The following is a 16390-nucleotide window of genomic DNA, read 5'->3' on the forward strand; positions in this document are numbered from 1 at the left end:
GGTTTCTGGAGGCCTTTGATGTATCCCGAACTCGGACAGCTTGCACTGATTCTCGCGCTGTTGTTGGCAGTGCTCCTTTCCGTAGTCCCCCTCGCCGGTTCCCTGACCGGCAGGGACAATCTTCAGGCATTTGCCAGGCCGCTGGCGTCCGGCATGTTTGTTTTCATCGGTCTTGCCTTCGCAGTTCTGACCCACGCGTTCGTGACCGACGACTTTTCGGTGGCCTATGTTGCCAATAACAGCAACAGCCTGCTGCCCTGGTACTACAAATTCAGTGCGGTCTGGGGCGGTCACGAGGGTTCACTGCTGCTCTGGATACTGATGCTGGCTGGCTGGACACTGGCGGTCGCTGTGTTCAGCCGCCGCCTGCCAGCGGTGATGATCTCCCAGGTGCTCTCGGTATTGGGTATGGTCTGTGTGGGCTTCCTGCTGTTTATTGTTCTAACCTCGAATCCATTCGACCGCCTGCTGCCCAATGTGCCTGCCGATGGCGCGGATCTTAACCCGTTGCTGCAGGATTTCGGGCTGATTGTTCACCCGCCGATGCTCTACATGGGCTATGTCGGTTTTGCAGTGGCTTTCGCTTTTGCAATCGCCGCCCTGATCAATGGCCGGCTTGATGCTGCCTGGGCCCGTTGGTCGCGCCCGTGGACCACGGTTGCCTGGGCGTTTCTCTCCCTTGGCATCGCGCTCGGAAGCTGGTGGGCCTACTACGAGCTTGGCTGGGGCGGCTGGTGGTTCTGGGATCCGGTGGAGAACGCTTCGCTGTTGCCGTGGCTGTCCGGTACTGCGTTGATGCATTCGCTGGCAGTGACAGAGAAACGCGGCGTGTTCAAAAGCTGGACAGTGCTGCTGGCGATTGTCACGTTTGCTCTCAGCCTGCTTGGCACGTTCCTTGTTCGATCCGGGGTGCTGACCTCGGTTCACGCCTTTGCCTCTGATCCGGAGCGGGGCACTTTCCTGCTGGGCCTGCTTGCAGTAACAGTGATCGCAAGTCTTGCGCTCTACGCATTCCGGGCACCTGTGGTGCACGTCCGCTCCCGTTATGGCTCGCTATCGCGGGAAGTGTTCCTGCTGCTCAATAACGTGCTCCTGGTATCAGCGACGCTTCTGGTTGCCGTCGGTACCTTGTATCCGTTGGTCCTTGATTACCTGGATCTGGGCAAGCTGTCGATCGGGGAACCGTTCTTCAACCTGACCTTCAGTCCGCTGGCGGTGGCGACGGGCCTGTTGTTGGGTGCCGGCATCTTCTCCCGCTGGAAGAAAACCGATGGTGGCTGGCTGGCGCGAAAGCTGCTCTGGCCCCTGGCAATCAGCATTGTGGCTACCACGGCCGTCCTGATCGGTTACGGCGGCTTCAAGCCCTGGGCGTTCCTGGGCATTTTCTCCGCCATGTGGGTAACGGTTGCCACCTTCTGGGATCTCTGGGACAAGTCCTCTTCCCGAAAAGGCCGCATCCATGGGCTCAAGCGCCAATCCCGCAGCTACTTCGGCATGGTGCTCGGGCATCTTGGCCTGGCTATTACCATGGCCGGTGCAACGGTGGTTTCGAACTACGGTATTGAGCGGGATGTACGCATGGTGCCTGGTGATGTCGCGACCGTCGGGGATTATCAGTTCGTGTTCCAGGACATAGGTGCGCGTCAGGGCCCCAACTTTACTGCTCAATACGGCACCTTTGATGTCATGCTGGATGGCGAGCGAGTTTCCGTGCTCCATCCTGAAAAGCGCCAGTATTCAGTCGGCATGAGTGTTATGACCGAGGCCGACATCGACGCCGGCCTGTTCCGGGACATCTTCGTGGCTATTGGTGAACGCATCACTGACGACGCCTGGGCCATTCGCCTGCAATACAAGCCCCTTGTACGCTGGCTCTGGCTGGGCTCTCTGTTTATGGCGGCCGGAGGCTTCCTGGCCATCTCGGATCGCCGGTATCGAATCCGGGAGGGCGCCGACCAGAAGGTGCAGGCCGGACCTGCGGTGCCTGAGCCTGGCTCTGCGACGTCCGCCGGAGCAACTTCATGAAGCGGTTCCTGCTCTTTCTGCCGCTGCTGATCGCCCTTGTAGTCGGTGTGGTGCTGTTCGCGGGTATTGGCAAGGATCCCACCAAACTGGAGTCGGTGCTGGTCGGCAAGCCAGTGCCGGCATTCAGCCTGAAGGACCTGCACAACCCTGAGACCATGCTGGACCAGAGCCTTTTCCGCGGCCAGGTCAGCCTGTTGAATGTCTGGGGAACCTGGTGTCCCGCCTGTAAGGATGAGCACGCCGACCTGATTTGGCTGGCCGAAGAGAAAGGCGTCAATATCATCGGTCTCAATTACAAGGATAACCGCGAGGATGCACTGGTCTGGCTTGACCGCCTGGGCAATCCCTACCGCAAGACCATCTATGATCCCCGCGGCACGCTCGGGTTCGATCTGGGGGTATACGGAGCACCGGAGACCTTCGTGATTGATGCCGGCGGCGTTGTCCGCTATCGCCACGTGGGGGTCGTCAATGAAACGGTCTGGGAGGAGAAGTTGCTCCCGGTCATCGAAGACGTTCGGGGGAATGGCTGATGCTCCGGATCCTCTACCTGGTTTTTGCGCTTCTGTTTTCCGGATTTGCTGCAGCCGATGTAGCTGACGTATACGATTTTGAGGATCGGGCCGAGGAGCAGCGTTACCAGAACCTGATTTCGGAACTGCGCTGCCCGAAATGCCAGAACCAGAACATTGCCGATTCCAACGCGCCTATCTCGAAGGACATGCGGGATGTCGTCTACCGGATGATGAAAGACGGGTCCAGTAACGAGGAAATCGTTGAGTCTCTCGTTGGCAGGTTTGGTGAGTTTGTTCGCTACAAACCCGAGCTGGACAGCCGGACGTTCCTGCTATGGGCGACACCTGCCATTGCGGTATTCGGCGGGTTTCTGGTGGTTGCCGGTGTGGTGATCCGTTCCCGGCGAGCGGGGCCGTCAGGCCCGGCGTTGAGCACTGAAGAGAAAGCCCGTGTCGACAAAATGCTGGCAGAACAGGACAGATCGTCCTGAAGCCGGCATTTTCAGGCATGTCCTGGCCGCTACCTCATTCTTAATTCTGAACCTGTGACTGAAACTCCATGACTGACATTTTCTGGATTGCCGCAACGGTACTGATCGTTCTTGCCCTGTTGTTTGTGTTGTACCCGGTCTTTTTCCATCGGCTCGGCGCGAGGAAGCAGACAGACCTGAAAAACCAGAATCTGATGGCCTATCGCTCCAGGATGAAGGAGCTCGACAACGAATACGAGGCCGGTATTCTGGACGACGAAAATTACCGGCAACTCAAGGAAGAGCTTGCAGGAAGCATGCTCGATGACGTTCCAGAGCAGGACCAGGTGAGGCCCGTGATCAGTGGCCGCAGGAGTGCCATGGCAGTCGCTCTGGTATCGATTCTACTGATCCCCGCAGCCACCGTTTATCTGTATGAGCGCTGGGGTGCAATGGACCGGGTTGAACAGTTCATTACCATGCAGGAGATGGGAACTACTGAAGGATCCAGGCAGGCCCAGATGACAGAGCTTTCCGGACAGCTCAGGGAGCGGCTGGAAGCCAGCCCGGATAACCCGGAAGGCTGGGCAATGCTGGGACGCACCTACATGCGTCTGGAGCGCTACGACGATGCGGCTTGGGCATTCCGGCAACTGGCCGATAGTGTAAATGACGATAGCCGGGCGCGAGCCGTTGCCTATGGTCTGTCTGCCCAGGCGCTGTTCTTCGGTAGCCAGGGCGCCATGACGAAAGAGGTTACGGCGGCCATTGAACAGGCCCGTGAGCTGAACCCGGATGAAGTGAATGCCCTCGGATTGCTGGGGATCAACGCCTTCAGCCAGCAGAACTATCGGGAAGCCATCGAGTATTGGGAACGAATCGAAACCGTCGCACCGGACCACCCCCAGATTGGCTCCATTCAGGAAGGGATTCGTGAAGCCTACACCCGTCTCGGCGAGGAACCACCAGCACAGGTGGCCGCACCCGAAACTTCCGGTGCTGGGGTTACGGTTCGGGTAACGCTTTCCGAGGACTTCCAGAATCAGGTGCCTGCAGATACCACGCTGTTCCTGTTTGCCCGCCAGCCCAATGTCCAGCAGGGTCCGCCTCTGGCAGTAGCGCGGCTGACGGCAGACCAGTTGCCGGTGGAAATCCGGCTGGACGACAGGTACGCCATGTCACCCCAAGCCACCATTTCCAGTGTTGACGAGGTGGTTGTAACAGCCCGTCTCAGTCGTTCCGGCAATGTGGCCGCCCAGGCAGGAGACTGGCAGGGCAGCACCGACGTTCCTGTAGCCGTTAGCGAAAGCCAGGAAGCGCCGGTAGCGGTGGTGATCGATCAGCAACTGATTGACTGACCCTCAGGACAGGCCCTCGGGATAAAGCGGAGGCAGATCGGCATTTGCGCGCGTCTGTTTTCGCTTCCGGCTGGCCTCAAGAGTCCGGGCCAGCGGGCGTCCATCCCAGTTTTCGTTGCCATGGTCTGGCGCAAAAAACCGGGCCTGGAGCTTCCCGAGCTCGGTTGCCATGGTCTCGTCCTTGAAGTGGTGGACAACGTCAGACGCAGAACGGAAGTGTTCGCCGGGTCTGTGGCGATTGGCCCACGCCACCAGCAGCTCCGGTGTCCGGGCTGAGCCGCTTCTCACGGCCGTGATCAGGCGGTCGAAGGCGGCATCCTCATCGTCATTGTGCTGAGTAAAGTCGGGAGCGTTCTTAGCGCTTTTGCGCGACCACCACCATGCCATCAAAGTTCCGGCCCAGAGTATCCCGAACGCCAGAGTGAGCCACTGCCACAGCCCGGCCTCCCGTGATGTCGGATCAGTTGATGATTCCGGGCTGGCCGTGTCCGGTTCAGGGGCCGATTCTCCATTAATGGGTTGCGGCGGTTCGGCGGCGACGGCATTCGGGTCTGTCACCGTCAGGGTTTTCTCCGGAATGACGGCAACACGTTCCTGATCCGCTGCGGTATCCCACCAGTCAATGCGAATGGCTGGCAACGTCATCTGTCCAGCCTCAACCGGTACCAGAGCCACGGATTGCTTCAGCGAGGAGGTCAGGCCCGCCGGCGTTGTTTCGGTCTGCCGCTCTGGCTCTTCCGGGTAACTTCTCAGTCCGTCCGGGACCGTATCGGGTAAGGGTGGCAGCGCCTCCCCGGGCAAGCCCGCCGCCGTCAGCCTGATCTCTCGGGTAATGTTTTCGCCGGTCGCGACTTCCAGTGACGGAGGAAGCCCGGACTCCTCAAGCGACAAACCTGTTGCCGGCAGCCAGGTATCGCCACTGAACTGGGCAGGGACATCCTTGACCGGCACCTCAAAAAGCTCCTCACTGTCCCTCAGAAAACGGAGGCTGCCAGAGGCATCTCTGGCCTGTCCCTCGAAGCGTACGGGGGGCAGCTTCAAGGTTCCGGGTCGTTGGGGGAAGATCGCGTAACGCCGCTCCACCACTCGGTATCGCACACCGTCGCGATAGCGTGAAAATTCCTGCTGCCTGCCCAGGGATTCGATAATCACATGGGGATGGGTCGGCTCAGACAGCTCGCCGCGAATGAGGTTGCCCCTGAAGAAAAGCCGCACTGTCAGGATCAATTGCTCCTGCACATAGACTTCATCCTTGTCGGCGGACAGCTCGATAAAACTGTCCCGTCCAGGCGCGGCCTGGTCCGGCGGTGAGCCGTCGACGACTTCCACGTTAACCGGCTCCGAAACAGCATCCTTGAAGGTGAGCGCAGGAATGGTCAGTTCGCCGGTGGTTTTCGGTGCCAGCTGGTAGGTCCAGGTGATTTCACCCACCATCTGACTGTTTACGGTGCGGATACTGTACTGCTGGTTCTGGGCCAGGATTTCAAAATCGGGTTCCACCTTCTCGATATCCGGCTTGGGCAGGCTGGTCATGTCGAAGTCAAACAGGTTTCCGAGATTGATATCTATCTCCATGCTGCCCTTTACCGTCAGTGTCAGGACCTCACCCTCGTAGAGACGGGTCCGGTCCGGTTCGACCGTCAGTTGCCGTGCCTGTGTATGGGTTTGTGCCTGGGCCGGCAGCCAGAGTGCCGTCAGAAGAAACAGACAGACGGCGGGTATCATCAGCCGTTTTACCATGGTGTATCGCCCTCATCGGATGGAGTCTGGCGTTGTTGATACTGCTGCAGGAATTTGCGCTGCAATAAGCCGCCCGGATTGTCGGGGACCCGCCTGAGCCACTGCTCCTGGCTCTGGGTCAGCGGCGTTTCAGAAATAGGGGCGGGTGCCTGTGACTGGCCGGACCGGGTTTCCTGCTCCCCGGAAGCCTGCTCGGGATCTCCGCGCTCGCCCGCCTGCTGTTGATTCTGTTCAGCCGTCTGGCTGCCTTGCGGATTCTCCGTGTCGGAAGACGACTCGCTGTTTTCAGGGTTCTGCGGCTGACTGTTCCCCTGACTGCCGGGATTCTCGCTTTCACTGTTTCCGTTCTGATCCTGACGGTTTTGTTGCTGATTGCTGCCGTCGCCCTGGGAGTCCCGGGAATCCTGTTGGTTGTTGTTCTGGTTGCCGTCCTGGCCCTCCTGCTTTTGATTCAGAAGTTCCTCGACAATTTTCCGGTTGTGAAGGGCGTCTTCCATGTCCGGCGCTTTGTCCAGCGCCGCATCATAGGCGGCCAGGGCCTCTTCCAGTTTTCCGGCGCGGGCCAGGGCATTGCCCCGGTTGTAGCTGGCACGGGGGCCCTGCTTGTGGGAAAACGCATCGGCGGCGCTCTCGAACTTGCCTGAACGATAGAGCGCGGAGCCCCGCCATTCCGGGTCTTCAAGCTGGCGGGCGGCTGTTTCAGGGTTGTCCTGAATCAAGGCGGGAGCTCGCTGATCTTCCCTTTGCCAGAGCTCTTCCCAGCTTATGGCGGCAGCCGGCTGCGGCCAGACCGGCAACAGGATCAACGCGAGGGCACTGAAAGCTCCCCGGCGCCAGCCCATCAAAACCAGTGGCAGGGCGAGCCAGAGCAACCAGTAGCCGTCATCCTGCCAGCGATTGACTGTCAGGCCGTCCTCGGAATCCTGCCAGTCGTCACTGTCCCTCGGGCTCAGGTCGAGCGCTCCAATATCAGTGTCGTCCAGGGTCAGCTCATGGCTCTGGCCGCCGGTGCTGCGGGCAAGTGCCGCTAGCGCTTCCGGGTTGGCGCGACTGATGACAATGTCGCCGTTCTCCCGTATGAAACCGCGCCGGGCCAGGGGGATGGGGCCACCGTTCTCGGTGCCGACGACCAGGGTATTCAGCGCGTATCCGGTGCCGGAAAGCGTGTCCCGGATGGTTCCTTCGTAGTCGTCGTTGATGCTGTCTGTGATTAACAGGATACGACCTTCGCCCGGCGCGCCCTGTTCAAGCAATGCCTTTGCGCGGGCAACGGCGAGATCCGCCCGGTTGCCTGTCGCCGGCATGATCACCGGGTCCAGCACGTTGAGCATGCCCTCAATGGTACGGCCATCGTCGGTCAGCGGTGTCACCACGTGGGCATCGCCGGAAAAGACGAGCAGGCCGGTCAGGCTGCCTTCCCGAAGCTCGAGAATATCCCGGATTTTCCGTTTGGCCCGGGTCAGGCGATCAGGTTCCACGTCCGTTGCCAGCATGGACATTGAAAGGTCCAGTGCGATCACGAGGCTGTCACCGGGTTGTTTCAGCGGTGTCGGTGCCTCCCGCCAGGCCGGCCCGGCCAGGGCCAGGGCCAGAATGATCAGGGCCGCAGTGGCCGGAACCAGAGGTGATTTGTTTGATTGGCCCGAGCTGCCGTTGTGGCGAATCAGTGGCGAGAGCAGGCGGGTGGGAATAAGTCGGGACCATCCGCTGTCGCCCATGCGAAGTTGCCGGAATGCAAGGTACAGTAACGGTATCAGCAGGATTAACAGCAGCCAGAGCGGGCGCAGTAAATGGAAGTCAGCCCACATGGGTTCCCTCCTCCTTGTTCCGGCGGCTTTCAGCAACAAGTTCCCGCCCGTGGCGGACGAGGAACAGGGCCAACCACAGAATGATCGCAAGCCCCGCGGGCCAGACATAGAGCTCGGTTACCGGTCGATAGAACTTGCCTTCAAGCTCGATCGGTTCCAGTTGATCGATGCTTTCGTAGATAAGCTCCAGCTCGGGTAGGCTGCGCGCTCGGAAATACTCCCCGCCGGTTTGCTGGGCCATTCGGGTCAGCAGGTTTTCGTCCAGATCCCTGGATGGGTTGACCCGGCGCGATCCCAGCAGGCCACGCTGCACCATGGACTCGGCGCCAATGCCAATGGTGTACAGACGAATGCTGGCGGCCGCGGCGATTTCGGTGGCTTTGTCGGGGGTGATTTCGCCCGCAGTATTGGCGCCATCGGTCAGCAGTACCACAACGCGCTGGTCCTGGGGCCGGTTTCTCAACCGCTTGGTTGCCAGGCCCACCGCGTCGCCAATGGCCGTGGCTCGCCCCGCCATGCCAAGGCCCGCCTCACGCATCAGGGTTCTGACGGTTTCCAAATCGAAGGTGAGGGGAGCCTGCACGTAGGGCTCGGTGCCGAACAGGATCAGACCGAGCCGGTCACCCTGGCGGCGGGAGATAAAGTCATCAAGCACGCGCTTGACCGCCTGCAATCGATTAATGCTCCGGCCCTGAAGGACCATATCCTGCTCGTCCATGCTGGGGGAGATGTCGACGACCAGCATGAGATCCCGGCCGGAAACCGGCATCTGAACCTGCTCGCCCACATGCTGCGGCCGTGCCAGAGCAATCACCAGAAGCGTCCACATCAGGAACAGCAACAGCTGCTGCCAGAGCGGCACGGCATTGCCACGACGACTGACACCGGGCAGGTCCGACAGCCAGTGGCCAACCGGCAACACGGGCGCGTCGACCGATTGCGCTCCGGGTTTACGCCATTTGAGAATCAGGGGCAGCAGCACCATAACCAGTGCCCAGGGCCAGGCAAGATTCAGCATTTCTGACCTCCCAGCCATAGTCGGGCGAACGCCAGGGCGTCGGCCGGCTTGGTTGAAACCTGAGGTCGCCAGGCACTGTGAACCAGCGCTTCGGCAACCGGTCTGGAGGCAACCCGGTCCTTCGGGACAGTCTTTAACAGGAATTCCACCCAGGCATCGCCGGTCAGTGCTTCCGGGTGCTGTTCCGGGTAGCGCTCCCGGGCGGCCTGCTTCAGCAGGGTGTTCAGTTGTGCGAACCACGCGGGGGTAGTGGATGCTGATCGTTCCAGTCTGGCGAGTTCGGCCCGCGCGGAGCGGAACCAGCGGTTTCTTTGTCTCCGCCGGAGAAACAGCCAGACCAGGACGGCAAGAACAGCAATGAGCAGGATTGCCAGAACCCACCAGCCCGGTGCCGGAGGCCAGAGGCCACCCGTTTCAGGCAGGTGAATGTCCCGTAACTTGCTGAGTGGATCCTGCGGGTTCATCCGATCCGGCCTCCGGGCCCCAGCAGCAATTTGAGGGTCGCTGCGGGGTCGTTCGCCGTGGACACTTCTGCCATGGTAACGCCGGAGGTACGGAAACACTCCGCGAGCCGGTGTTCATGGTTGGTGACTTTCTCGTGCCAGGCCCTCTGGAACCGGGGGTTTCCGGCATCGAACCACACCGGTCCGTCCGGGCCGGCCACCGCAAAGCGTCCGCTTTTGGGCAGCTCTTTTTCCAATGGGTCCACGATCCTCAGGGCGCTGACGCCGTTATGGCGGGCGAGCGCGCCGAGCAGGGTGCCGGTCTCCTGTGAGATATCCAGGAAATCGCTGATCACGAAAATCCGGCTGCCGGTATGGGCCACCCGGCGAGCCTCGGTCAGTGCCATGTCCAGGCGGCTCTGATCGGACGGCTCGTTTTGTTCCGGCCCTCGATTATCCCTTCTTTGCAGTTCATCAAGAGTGTCCAGCAGTCGCAGCACTGATTTCTTCCGCCGCGCCGGGCGAAGAACTCTCAGGGTCTCGCCGTTGAAGACAATGCCACCCACCTGATCACCTGACCAGAGTGCCAGCCAGGCCAGAATGGAGGCAATCTGTGCGCAACGAACCTGTTTGAAGGCGCCGGTACTGGCAAAAAACAGGCTGGGGCCGAGGTCGCAAAGAAGAAGCACGGGCCGTTCCCGTTCCTCCTCATAAAGCTTGGTGTGGGGCTCCTGACGCCGCGCCGTTACCCGCCAGTCGATGCTGCGGATGTCGTCCCCGGGCTGGTACAGCCGTACTTCGGCAAACGCCATGCCCCGGCCTCGTTGCGGCGAGCGCTGCAAGCCGGCCTGGCGCGTTCGCACGGGGCGAGCAGAGGGCAGTTTCAGTGCCCGTGCGTCTGCCTGCAGGCGGATCAGATCCGGTAGGCCGATGTGCGTTATTGCTTCGGTGTTGCCCATGCCTGACGGCTCCCGTGTATTGCTTCCGTCGATGGCTTCAGGCGCTCACCGGAACACGTTCGATCAGCCGTTCGATAACCGTGTCAGCGGTCATGCCTTCGGCCTCTGCTTCGAACGTGAGAAGGATGCGGTGTCGCAGCACGTCGAAGGCCATGGCTCGGACATCGTCGGGCGTTACGTAATCCCGGCCATCTAGCCAGGCCAGCGCCCGGGCACAGCGGTCCAGGGCGATGGTGCCACGGGGGCTGGCGCCGAAGGCTGTCCAGCGGGCCAGTTCCGGATCCAGTGCCGCCGGGTCGCGGGTTGCCAGCACCAGGGCCAACAAATATTGCTCGACGGGTTCCGCCATGTAGATGTTCGCGACTTCCGCGCGGGCATCAAACACCTGGTCTGGCGTCAGGCGAAGGTCCGTTTTCGGAAGGCCGTGACGATAATCGTTCCGGGCCAGTTGCAGAATGGCCTTCTCCGCTTCCGCCGACGGGTAGTGGATAACCACATGCATCAGGAAGCGGTCCAGCTGGGCTTCGGGCAGCGGGTAGGTACCTTCCTGCTCGATGGGGTTCTGGGTTGCCATCACCAGGAACAACCGGTCCAGCGGAAACGTACGCATCCCCACGCTGATCTGGCGTTCGCCCATGGCCTCGAGAAGGGCAGACTGCACCTTGGCAGGCGCACGGTTGATTTCATCCGCAAGCACCAGGTTGTGGAAGATGGGGCCGCGCTGGAATTCGAACTGCCCGGTTTCCGGGCGGTAGATTTCACTGCCCGTGACGTCGGAGGGCAGCAGGTCCGGCGTAAACTGGATTCTGTGGAAGTCGCCTTCCAGATGGTCGGCAAGCGCTTTGATAGCCGTGGTTTTTGCCAGCCCCGGGGCGCCTTCGACAAGCAGGTGGCCGTCGGCAAGGAGCGCGATCAGCAGACGATCCACCAGTTTTTCCTGCCCGATTATCCGTTTGGCTAACTGTTCCCGTAACTCACCGAACGTATGCTGTAGCGACATTGGAAATGACTGCTCTCTGTATCTGAGGATTTTCCGGAGAAACCCGTATCGTGCGTAGGTAGTTGCCGAAGTTTTGGCGTCTGGCCGGCAAAAATCAAGGGTTTGACTATGCTTATGTGACGATACGCCGATTACGTTTATTTCACACTAACTGAGGTCGACCATGAATGCGCTGACAGTGGCCAGCAAGGATCAATTCTTTGAACAGTTGGCTGACGCTTTCGCAAAGAAGATTTCCAAAACCGAAGCCAAAAAAATCAGCGAATTTGCCAAGCAGCATTATGCTCATATTCCCCTCGAAGAGCTGGTCAGTCGACGATTTGCGGATACCTACGGTGCCGTTCTGGCAGCCTGGCAGTTTCTGCAGAAGCGGTCTGCCGAGGAAACTTCGGTTGCTGTTTTCAACCCCGACCTGGAGAGTGACGGTTGGCAATCGACCCATACCGTTGTTTTTATCCTGCACCCGAACATTCCGTTTCTGATTGATTCCCTGCGCATTGCTATTAACCAGCGTGAGATCGGTACCCATTCCATCCAGCACTCGATCCTGCAGGTGGAACGCGACCAGGATGGCAAACTCAATAAGCTGCATACGTCGAAAAAGAAAGCGTCCTGCTCTGACTACGAGGCGTTCATTGTCCTCGAGATTGATCGGCACAGTAATCCCGAGGATCTCCGTGATCTGGAAGACACCCTGCAGAACGTGCTTCATGAGGTGCGGGTCGCTGTCAGCGACTTCCCGGTAGTTACCGAGAAGGTGAACGAGATTCTTGGTGAGCTGGACAACACCACGGCGGGCATTAACGAAGAGCAGAAAGAAGAGGCCAGGGCGTTTCTGGAATGGCTCGCCCGGGACCATTTTACGTTCCTCGGCTACGACGAGTACGACTTTGCCAAGGACAAGAGCGGCATGGTGGTGCGTCGGGTAGAGAATTCCGAACTGGGTATCCTCCGGGTCAACAACGAGCGCCCGGACCGGGTTCGCCTGAACGAACTGCCCCAGCGCACGCGCCACGAGATGACCCGAAGCGATGATATTTTCATCTTCGCCAAATCGGCCCAGCGCTCGCGGGTGCACCGGCCCGCCTACCCGGACTACATCGCAGTCAAGAAATTCAACAGCAAAGGCGAGGTGGTCGGTGAGCGGCGGTTCCTGGGCCTTTACACCGCCCGCGTCTATAACGAGCGGCCGGACGAGATTCCCCTGCTGCGCCGTAAATTCCAGAGCGTGATGAAACGGTCCGGTTTTCTGCGTGACGACTACGCCGGTAAAGAACTCGAGCAGATCCTGACAGTGTATCCCCGGGACGAACTGTTCCAGATCGAGCAGGACGAACTGCTCAAGGTGGCCAAAAGTATCCTGTACATTCAGGAGCGTCGCCGTATCGAATTATTCCTGAGGGAAGACGTTTATGGCCAGTTCGTTACCTGTCTGGCGTTCTTTCCGAGGGACATCTACAACACCGAACTACGGCTGAAAGTCGAGCAGGTGCTGGTTGACCGGCTGGGCGCGGAAGACGTCGAGTTTGTCACCCACTTCTCCGAGTCGGTCCTTGCGCGGGTCCAGTTCACTATCCGGGTACCCCAGGTCGAGAACCGCCAACTGCCCACGGCGGAGATCCGGGAGAAGGTTATCGAGCTTGCCCAGTCCTGGCGTGATGGGCTGTCCGAAGCCCTGAGCGAGGCCTGGGGCGAAGAGCAGGGCAATGAGCTCTATCGCTTGTGGGCGGGCGGGTTTCCGGCCAGCTACACCGATATGTTCTCGCCCAGGCGAGCTGCGATCGACCTGGAGCATATCGCTTCATCGGCGAACAATCATGACCTTGCCATGAGCTTCTACCGGGCTCTGGAAGAAGACGAGAGCACGCTGCATTTCAAGCTTTTCTACCCGGACGAACCGTTGCCGCTTTCCGATGTGATGCCGATCTTCGACAACCTCGGCTTCCGGGTTATCGGCGAACACCCCTTCGAGGTCATCGACCGGCACAACAAAACGGTCTGGATTCACGACTTCACGCTCCAGGCTCACCAGGGGACTGTTGTCGATATTCATCGTATCCGCCCGATCTTTGAGGAGCTGTTCCGCCGGGTGTGGTACGGAGAAGCGGAAAACGACGCCTTCAACCGGATGCTGCTCTCTTCCTACATGAGCTGGCGGGAAATCGCGCTGCTGCGGACTTACGCCCGGTATATGCGTCAGATACGCTTTTCCAACAGTCAGACCTTTATCTCCAACACGCTGGTGAACCACGTTGAACTGACTCGCCTGCTGCTGGAATTTTTCGAAATACGTTTCAATCCGGAGCGTTACCAGAGCTCCGGGAAGAGCCAGGCGGCGCAGCAGAAACTGGAAATCGAATTCAATGCCGGTCTCGAAAATGTGGAGAACCTCAGTGAGGACCGGGTGCTTCGGCTCTACCTGGAATTGATCCAGGCGACCCTGCGTACCAACTACTACCAGCATGGCGAGTCCGGTGGCCCCAAGCCATACATCAGCGTGAAGTTCGATCCATCCCGGATTCCGGACATGCCATTGCCCATGCCGATGTTCGAGATTTTCGTGTATTCGCCGCGCGTCGAAGGCGTACACCTGCGGGGTGGCAAGGTTGCCCGCGGCGGCTTGCGCTGGTCAGACCGGTTTGAGGATTACCGCACGGAGATTCTGGGGCTGGTTAAGGCCCAGCAGGTCAAGAACGCGGTTATCGTGCCGGTCGGCGCCAAAGGTGGCTTTGTGGCCAAGCGCCTGCCGGATCCGTCGGACAGGGAGGCTTTCCAGGCCGAGGGCATCGAAGCCTATAAAACATTTATCCGGGGGTTGCTGGATATCACCGACAATCTGGTGGATGCCGGCATTGCGCCGCCGGAGCGGGTGATTCGTCATGACGACGACGACCATTACCTGGTCGTGGCGGCTGACAAGGGCACGGCAACTTTCTCGGACATTGCCAATGGTCTGGCCGCTGAATACGGTTTCTGGATGGGCGATGCCTTCGCCTCCGGTGGAAGTAATGGTTACGACCACAAGAAAATGGGCATCACGGCCCGGGGTGCCTGGGTCTCTGTAGAGCGGCATTTCCGGGAAATGGGCATCAACCCGGCGCTGGATGAGTTCACCGCCATCGGCATTGGCGACATGGGTGGTGATGTCTTCGGCAATGGTATGTTGTGCTCAGAGAAGACCAAACTGGTGGCCGCTTTCAACCACGTGCATATCTTTGTCGACCCTTCACCGGATCCGGAGAAGAGCTACAAGGAACGTATGCGTCTGTTCGGACTTCCGCGATCCGCCTGGACCGATTACGACAGCAAGCTGATTTCCAAGGGAGGCGGGGTTTTCAGCCGGAATTCGAAATCTATCCCGGTCAGCCCGGAAATGAAGAAACTGCTGGGTATCAAATCGGATCGGGTGCCACCAAACATGCTGATCTCGCACATCCTCAAAGCCCAGGTCGACCTGCTCTGGGTCGGTGGCATTGGCACCTATGTGAAAGCCGCCAGTGAATCCCACAGTGATGTCGGCGACAAGGCCAACGACGGTCTGCGGATCAACGGTTCGGATCTTCGCTGCAAGGTAGTCGGTGAGGGCGGCAACCTTGGTCTTACCCAGCTCGGTCGCATTGAATTTGCGCTCAAGGGCGGGCGCCTGAACACTGACTTTATTGACAACTCCGGCGGTGTGGATTGTTCTGACCACGAGGTCAACATGAAGATCCTGCTCAACCGGGCCGTTGTCATGGGCGATCTCACCAACAAGCAACGCAACGTCATGCTTGAGGAGATGACCGATGACGTCGCGGAGTTGGTGCTCAAGAACAACTACCGGCAGACCCAGGCCATCAGTATTGCCAGCGAGGATGCGGCGACCCGGCTGGAAGAGTATCGCCGGCTGATGAATACCTTTGAAAGTGAGGGCAAGCTCAACCGTGCCCTGGAGTTCCTGCCCGATGACGAAACCCTGTCCGAGCGCAAGCTGGACAAGAAAGGGCTGACCCGGCCGGAACTGTCGGTTCTCATTTCCTATGTGAAGGGCGATCTGAAGCAGACCCTGATCGACAGCACCCTGCCTGACGATCCCTTACTGGCTGGTGAAATGTACAAGGTGTTTCCCAGGGATCTGACCCAGAAATTCTCGAAGGAGCTGGGAGAGCATCAGCTGCGGCGTGAAATCATCGCAACACAGATTGCCAACGACATGGTCAACCACATGGGGATCACCTTTGTGGAGCGTTTGAACCAGTCTACGGGGGCCGATGCGGCCTCAATTGCACTGGCCTGGATTATTGCCCGTGACGTGTTCCGCATTGACAACTGGTGGGACAGGATTGAAGCCCTGGATTTCCATGTCTCAGCCCAGCTACAGATGGAGCTGATGCAGGACCTGATGCGCCTGATGCGCCGTTCGGTGCGCTGGCTGTTACGCAACCGTCGGGCGGAGCTGAGCATTCAGCACCACATGGAGCGCTTTGCCGACAGCGTCTGGGCAATTACTGCGGGGCTGCCCGAGTATCTTGGGGACCAGGCCAAAACCACCTGGGAAAAGCGGCATCAGGCTCTGGTGGATGCCGGGCTGCCCTCAGAGCTGGCGTCCGTGGTTTCGGGTACCGGTCACCTGTACTCGTCTCTGGGTATCATCGAGGCCCATGAAGCCTCTGGCATGCCACTGAAGACCGTGGCCAACCTCTACTATGAGCTGGGTGATCGCCTCGATCTGAACTGGTTCGCGAGCGCCATTGCAGCGCTGCAACCTGCCTCACACTGGCAGGCCCTGGCCAGGGAGAGTTTCCGTGAAGACCTGGACTGGCAGCAGCGGGCGCTAACCACCGGTGTCTTGAAGTTGGCAGAAAAGCCGGACGACGTGCCGGCCAGCGTGGAGGCGTGGCTGTCCCGCCATCAGCACATGATCGATCGCTGGAAATCCATGCTTTCCGAGCTCAAGGGTGTGCGTGAGCCAGAGTACGCCATGTTCTCGGTGGCGCTGCGTGAATTGCTGGATCTGGCTCAGAGCACCATGCATCAGCCCCATGCGGAGGTGGATGTGCAGACCAACTGAGTAT

At 59.6% G+C, this 16390-nt stretch carries 11 protein-coding genes; 5 read left to right on the forward strand and 6 right to left on the reverse strand.

The annotated features are described in order from the left end of the window. Nucleotides 1-18 precede the first annotated feature (18 nt). From ACWJ62_RS04450 to ccmI, 4 genes are all read left to right on the forward strand, one after another. On the forward strand, nt 19-2025 hold the full coding sequence (locus ACWJ62_RS04450; RefSeq protein ID WP_449285097.1) for a heme lyase CcmF/NrfE family subunit: 2007 nt from the start codon (nt 19-21) through the stop codon (nt 2023-2025). After that, nucleotides 2022-2558 (forward strand): DsbE family thiol:disulfide interchange protein, encoded by a 537-nt coding sequence (locus ACWJ62_RS04455; protein ID WP_449285098.1) that lies wholly within the window; start codon nt 2022-2024, stop codon nt 2556-2558. Before ACWJ62_RS04450 ends, ACWJ62_RS04455 begins: the two co-directional genes overlap by 4 nt. Further along, complete coding sequence (locus ACWJ62_RS04460) at nt 2558-3031, forward strand: cytochrome c-type biogenesis protein (RefSeq protein WP_449285099.1); 474 nt, start codon at nt 2558-2560, stop codon at nt 3029-3031. Before ACWJ62_RS04455 ends, ACWJ62_RS04460 begins: the two co-directional genes overlap by 1 nt. Before the next feature lie 68 nt (nt 3032-3099). Beyond that, nucleotides 3100-4368 carry a c-type cytochrome biogenesis protein CcmI gene (gene ccmI, locus ACWJ62_RS04465; protein WP_449285100.1) on the forward strand — a complete coding sequence of 423 codons (1269 nt, stop codon included), beginning with the start codon at nt 3100-3102 and terminating at the stop codon, nt 4366-4368. A gap of 3 nt (nt 4369-4371) precedes the next feature. Here the strand turns inward: ccmI and ACWJ62_RS04470 are convergent, their stop codons facing one another. From ACWJ62_RS04470 to ACWJ62_RS04495, 6 genes are read right to left on the reverse strand one after another with little or no spacing between them, the layout of a single operon-like run. Next, the gene (locus ACWJ62_RS04470) at nt 4372-6108 is read right to left on the reverse strand and encodes a BatD family protein (protein WP_449285101.1); all 1737 of its coding nucleotides are present in this window, start codon (nt 6106-6108) and stop codon (nt 4372-4374) included. After that, a complete protein-coding gene (locus tag ACWJ62_RS04475; RefSeq protein WP_449285102.1) occupies nt 6102-7916 on the reverse strand; it encodes a VWA domain-containing protein in 1815 nt (604 codons plus the stop codon). Before ACWJ62_RS04475 ends, ACWJ62_RS04470 begins: the two co-directional genes overlap by 7 nt. Next, nucleotides 7906-8934 carry a vWA domain-containing protein gene (locus tag ACWJ62_RS04480; protein ID WP_449285103.1) on the reverse strand — a complete coding sequence of 343 codons (1029 nt, stop codon included), beginning with the start codon at nt 8932-8934 and terminating at the stop codon, nt 7906-7908. The genes ACWJ62_RS04475 and ACWJ62_RS04480 overlap by 11 nt, the downstream gene beginning before the upstream one ends. Further along, nucleotides 8928-9398 (reverse strand): DUF4381 domain-containing protein, encoded by a 471-nt coding sequence (locus tag ACWJ62_RS04485; protein WP_449285104.1) that lies wholly within the window; start codon nt 9396-9398, stop codon nt 8928-8930. Before ACWJ62_RS04485 ends, ACWJ62_RS04480 begins: the two co-directional genes overlap by 7 nt. Then, the gene (locus ACWJ62_RS04490; RefSeq protein WP_449285105.1) at nt 9395-10336 is read right to left on the reverse strand and encodes a DUF58 domain-containing protein; all 942 of its coding nucleotides are present in this window, start codon (nt 10334-10336) and stop codon (nt 9395-9397) included. The genes ACWJ62_RS04485 and ACWJ62_RS04490 overlap by 4 nt, the downstream gene beginning before the upstream one ends. Nucleotides 10337-10373: 37 nt before the next feature. Beyond that, entirely contained in the window at nt 10374-11336 is a 963-nt protein-coding gene (locus tag ACWJ62_RS04495) for an AAA family ATPase (RefSeq protein ID WP_014577587.1), read from the reverse strand. Between the two features lie 163 nt (nt 11337-11499). Between ACWJ62_RS04495 and ACWJ62_RS04500 the strand changes: the two genes are divergently transcribed. Beyond that, nucleotides 11500-16386, forward strand: a complete 4887-nt coding sequence (locus tag ACWJ62_RS04500) for an NAD-glutamate dehydrogenase (RefSeq protein ID WP_449285106.1) — start codon at nt 11500-11502, stop codon at nt 16384-16386. Nucleotides 16387-16390 lie beyond the last annotated feature (4 nt).

Source organism: Marinobacter sp. PE14 (assembly GCF_053566155.1).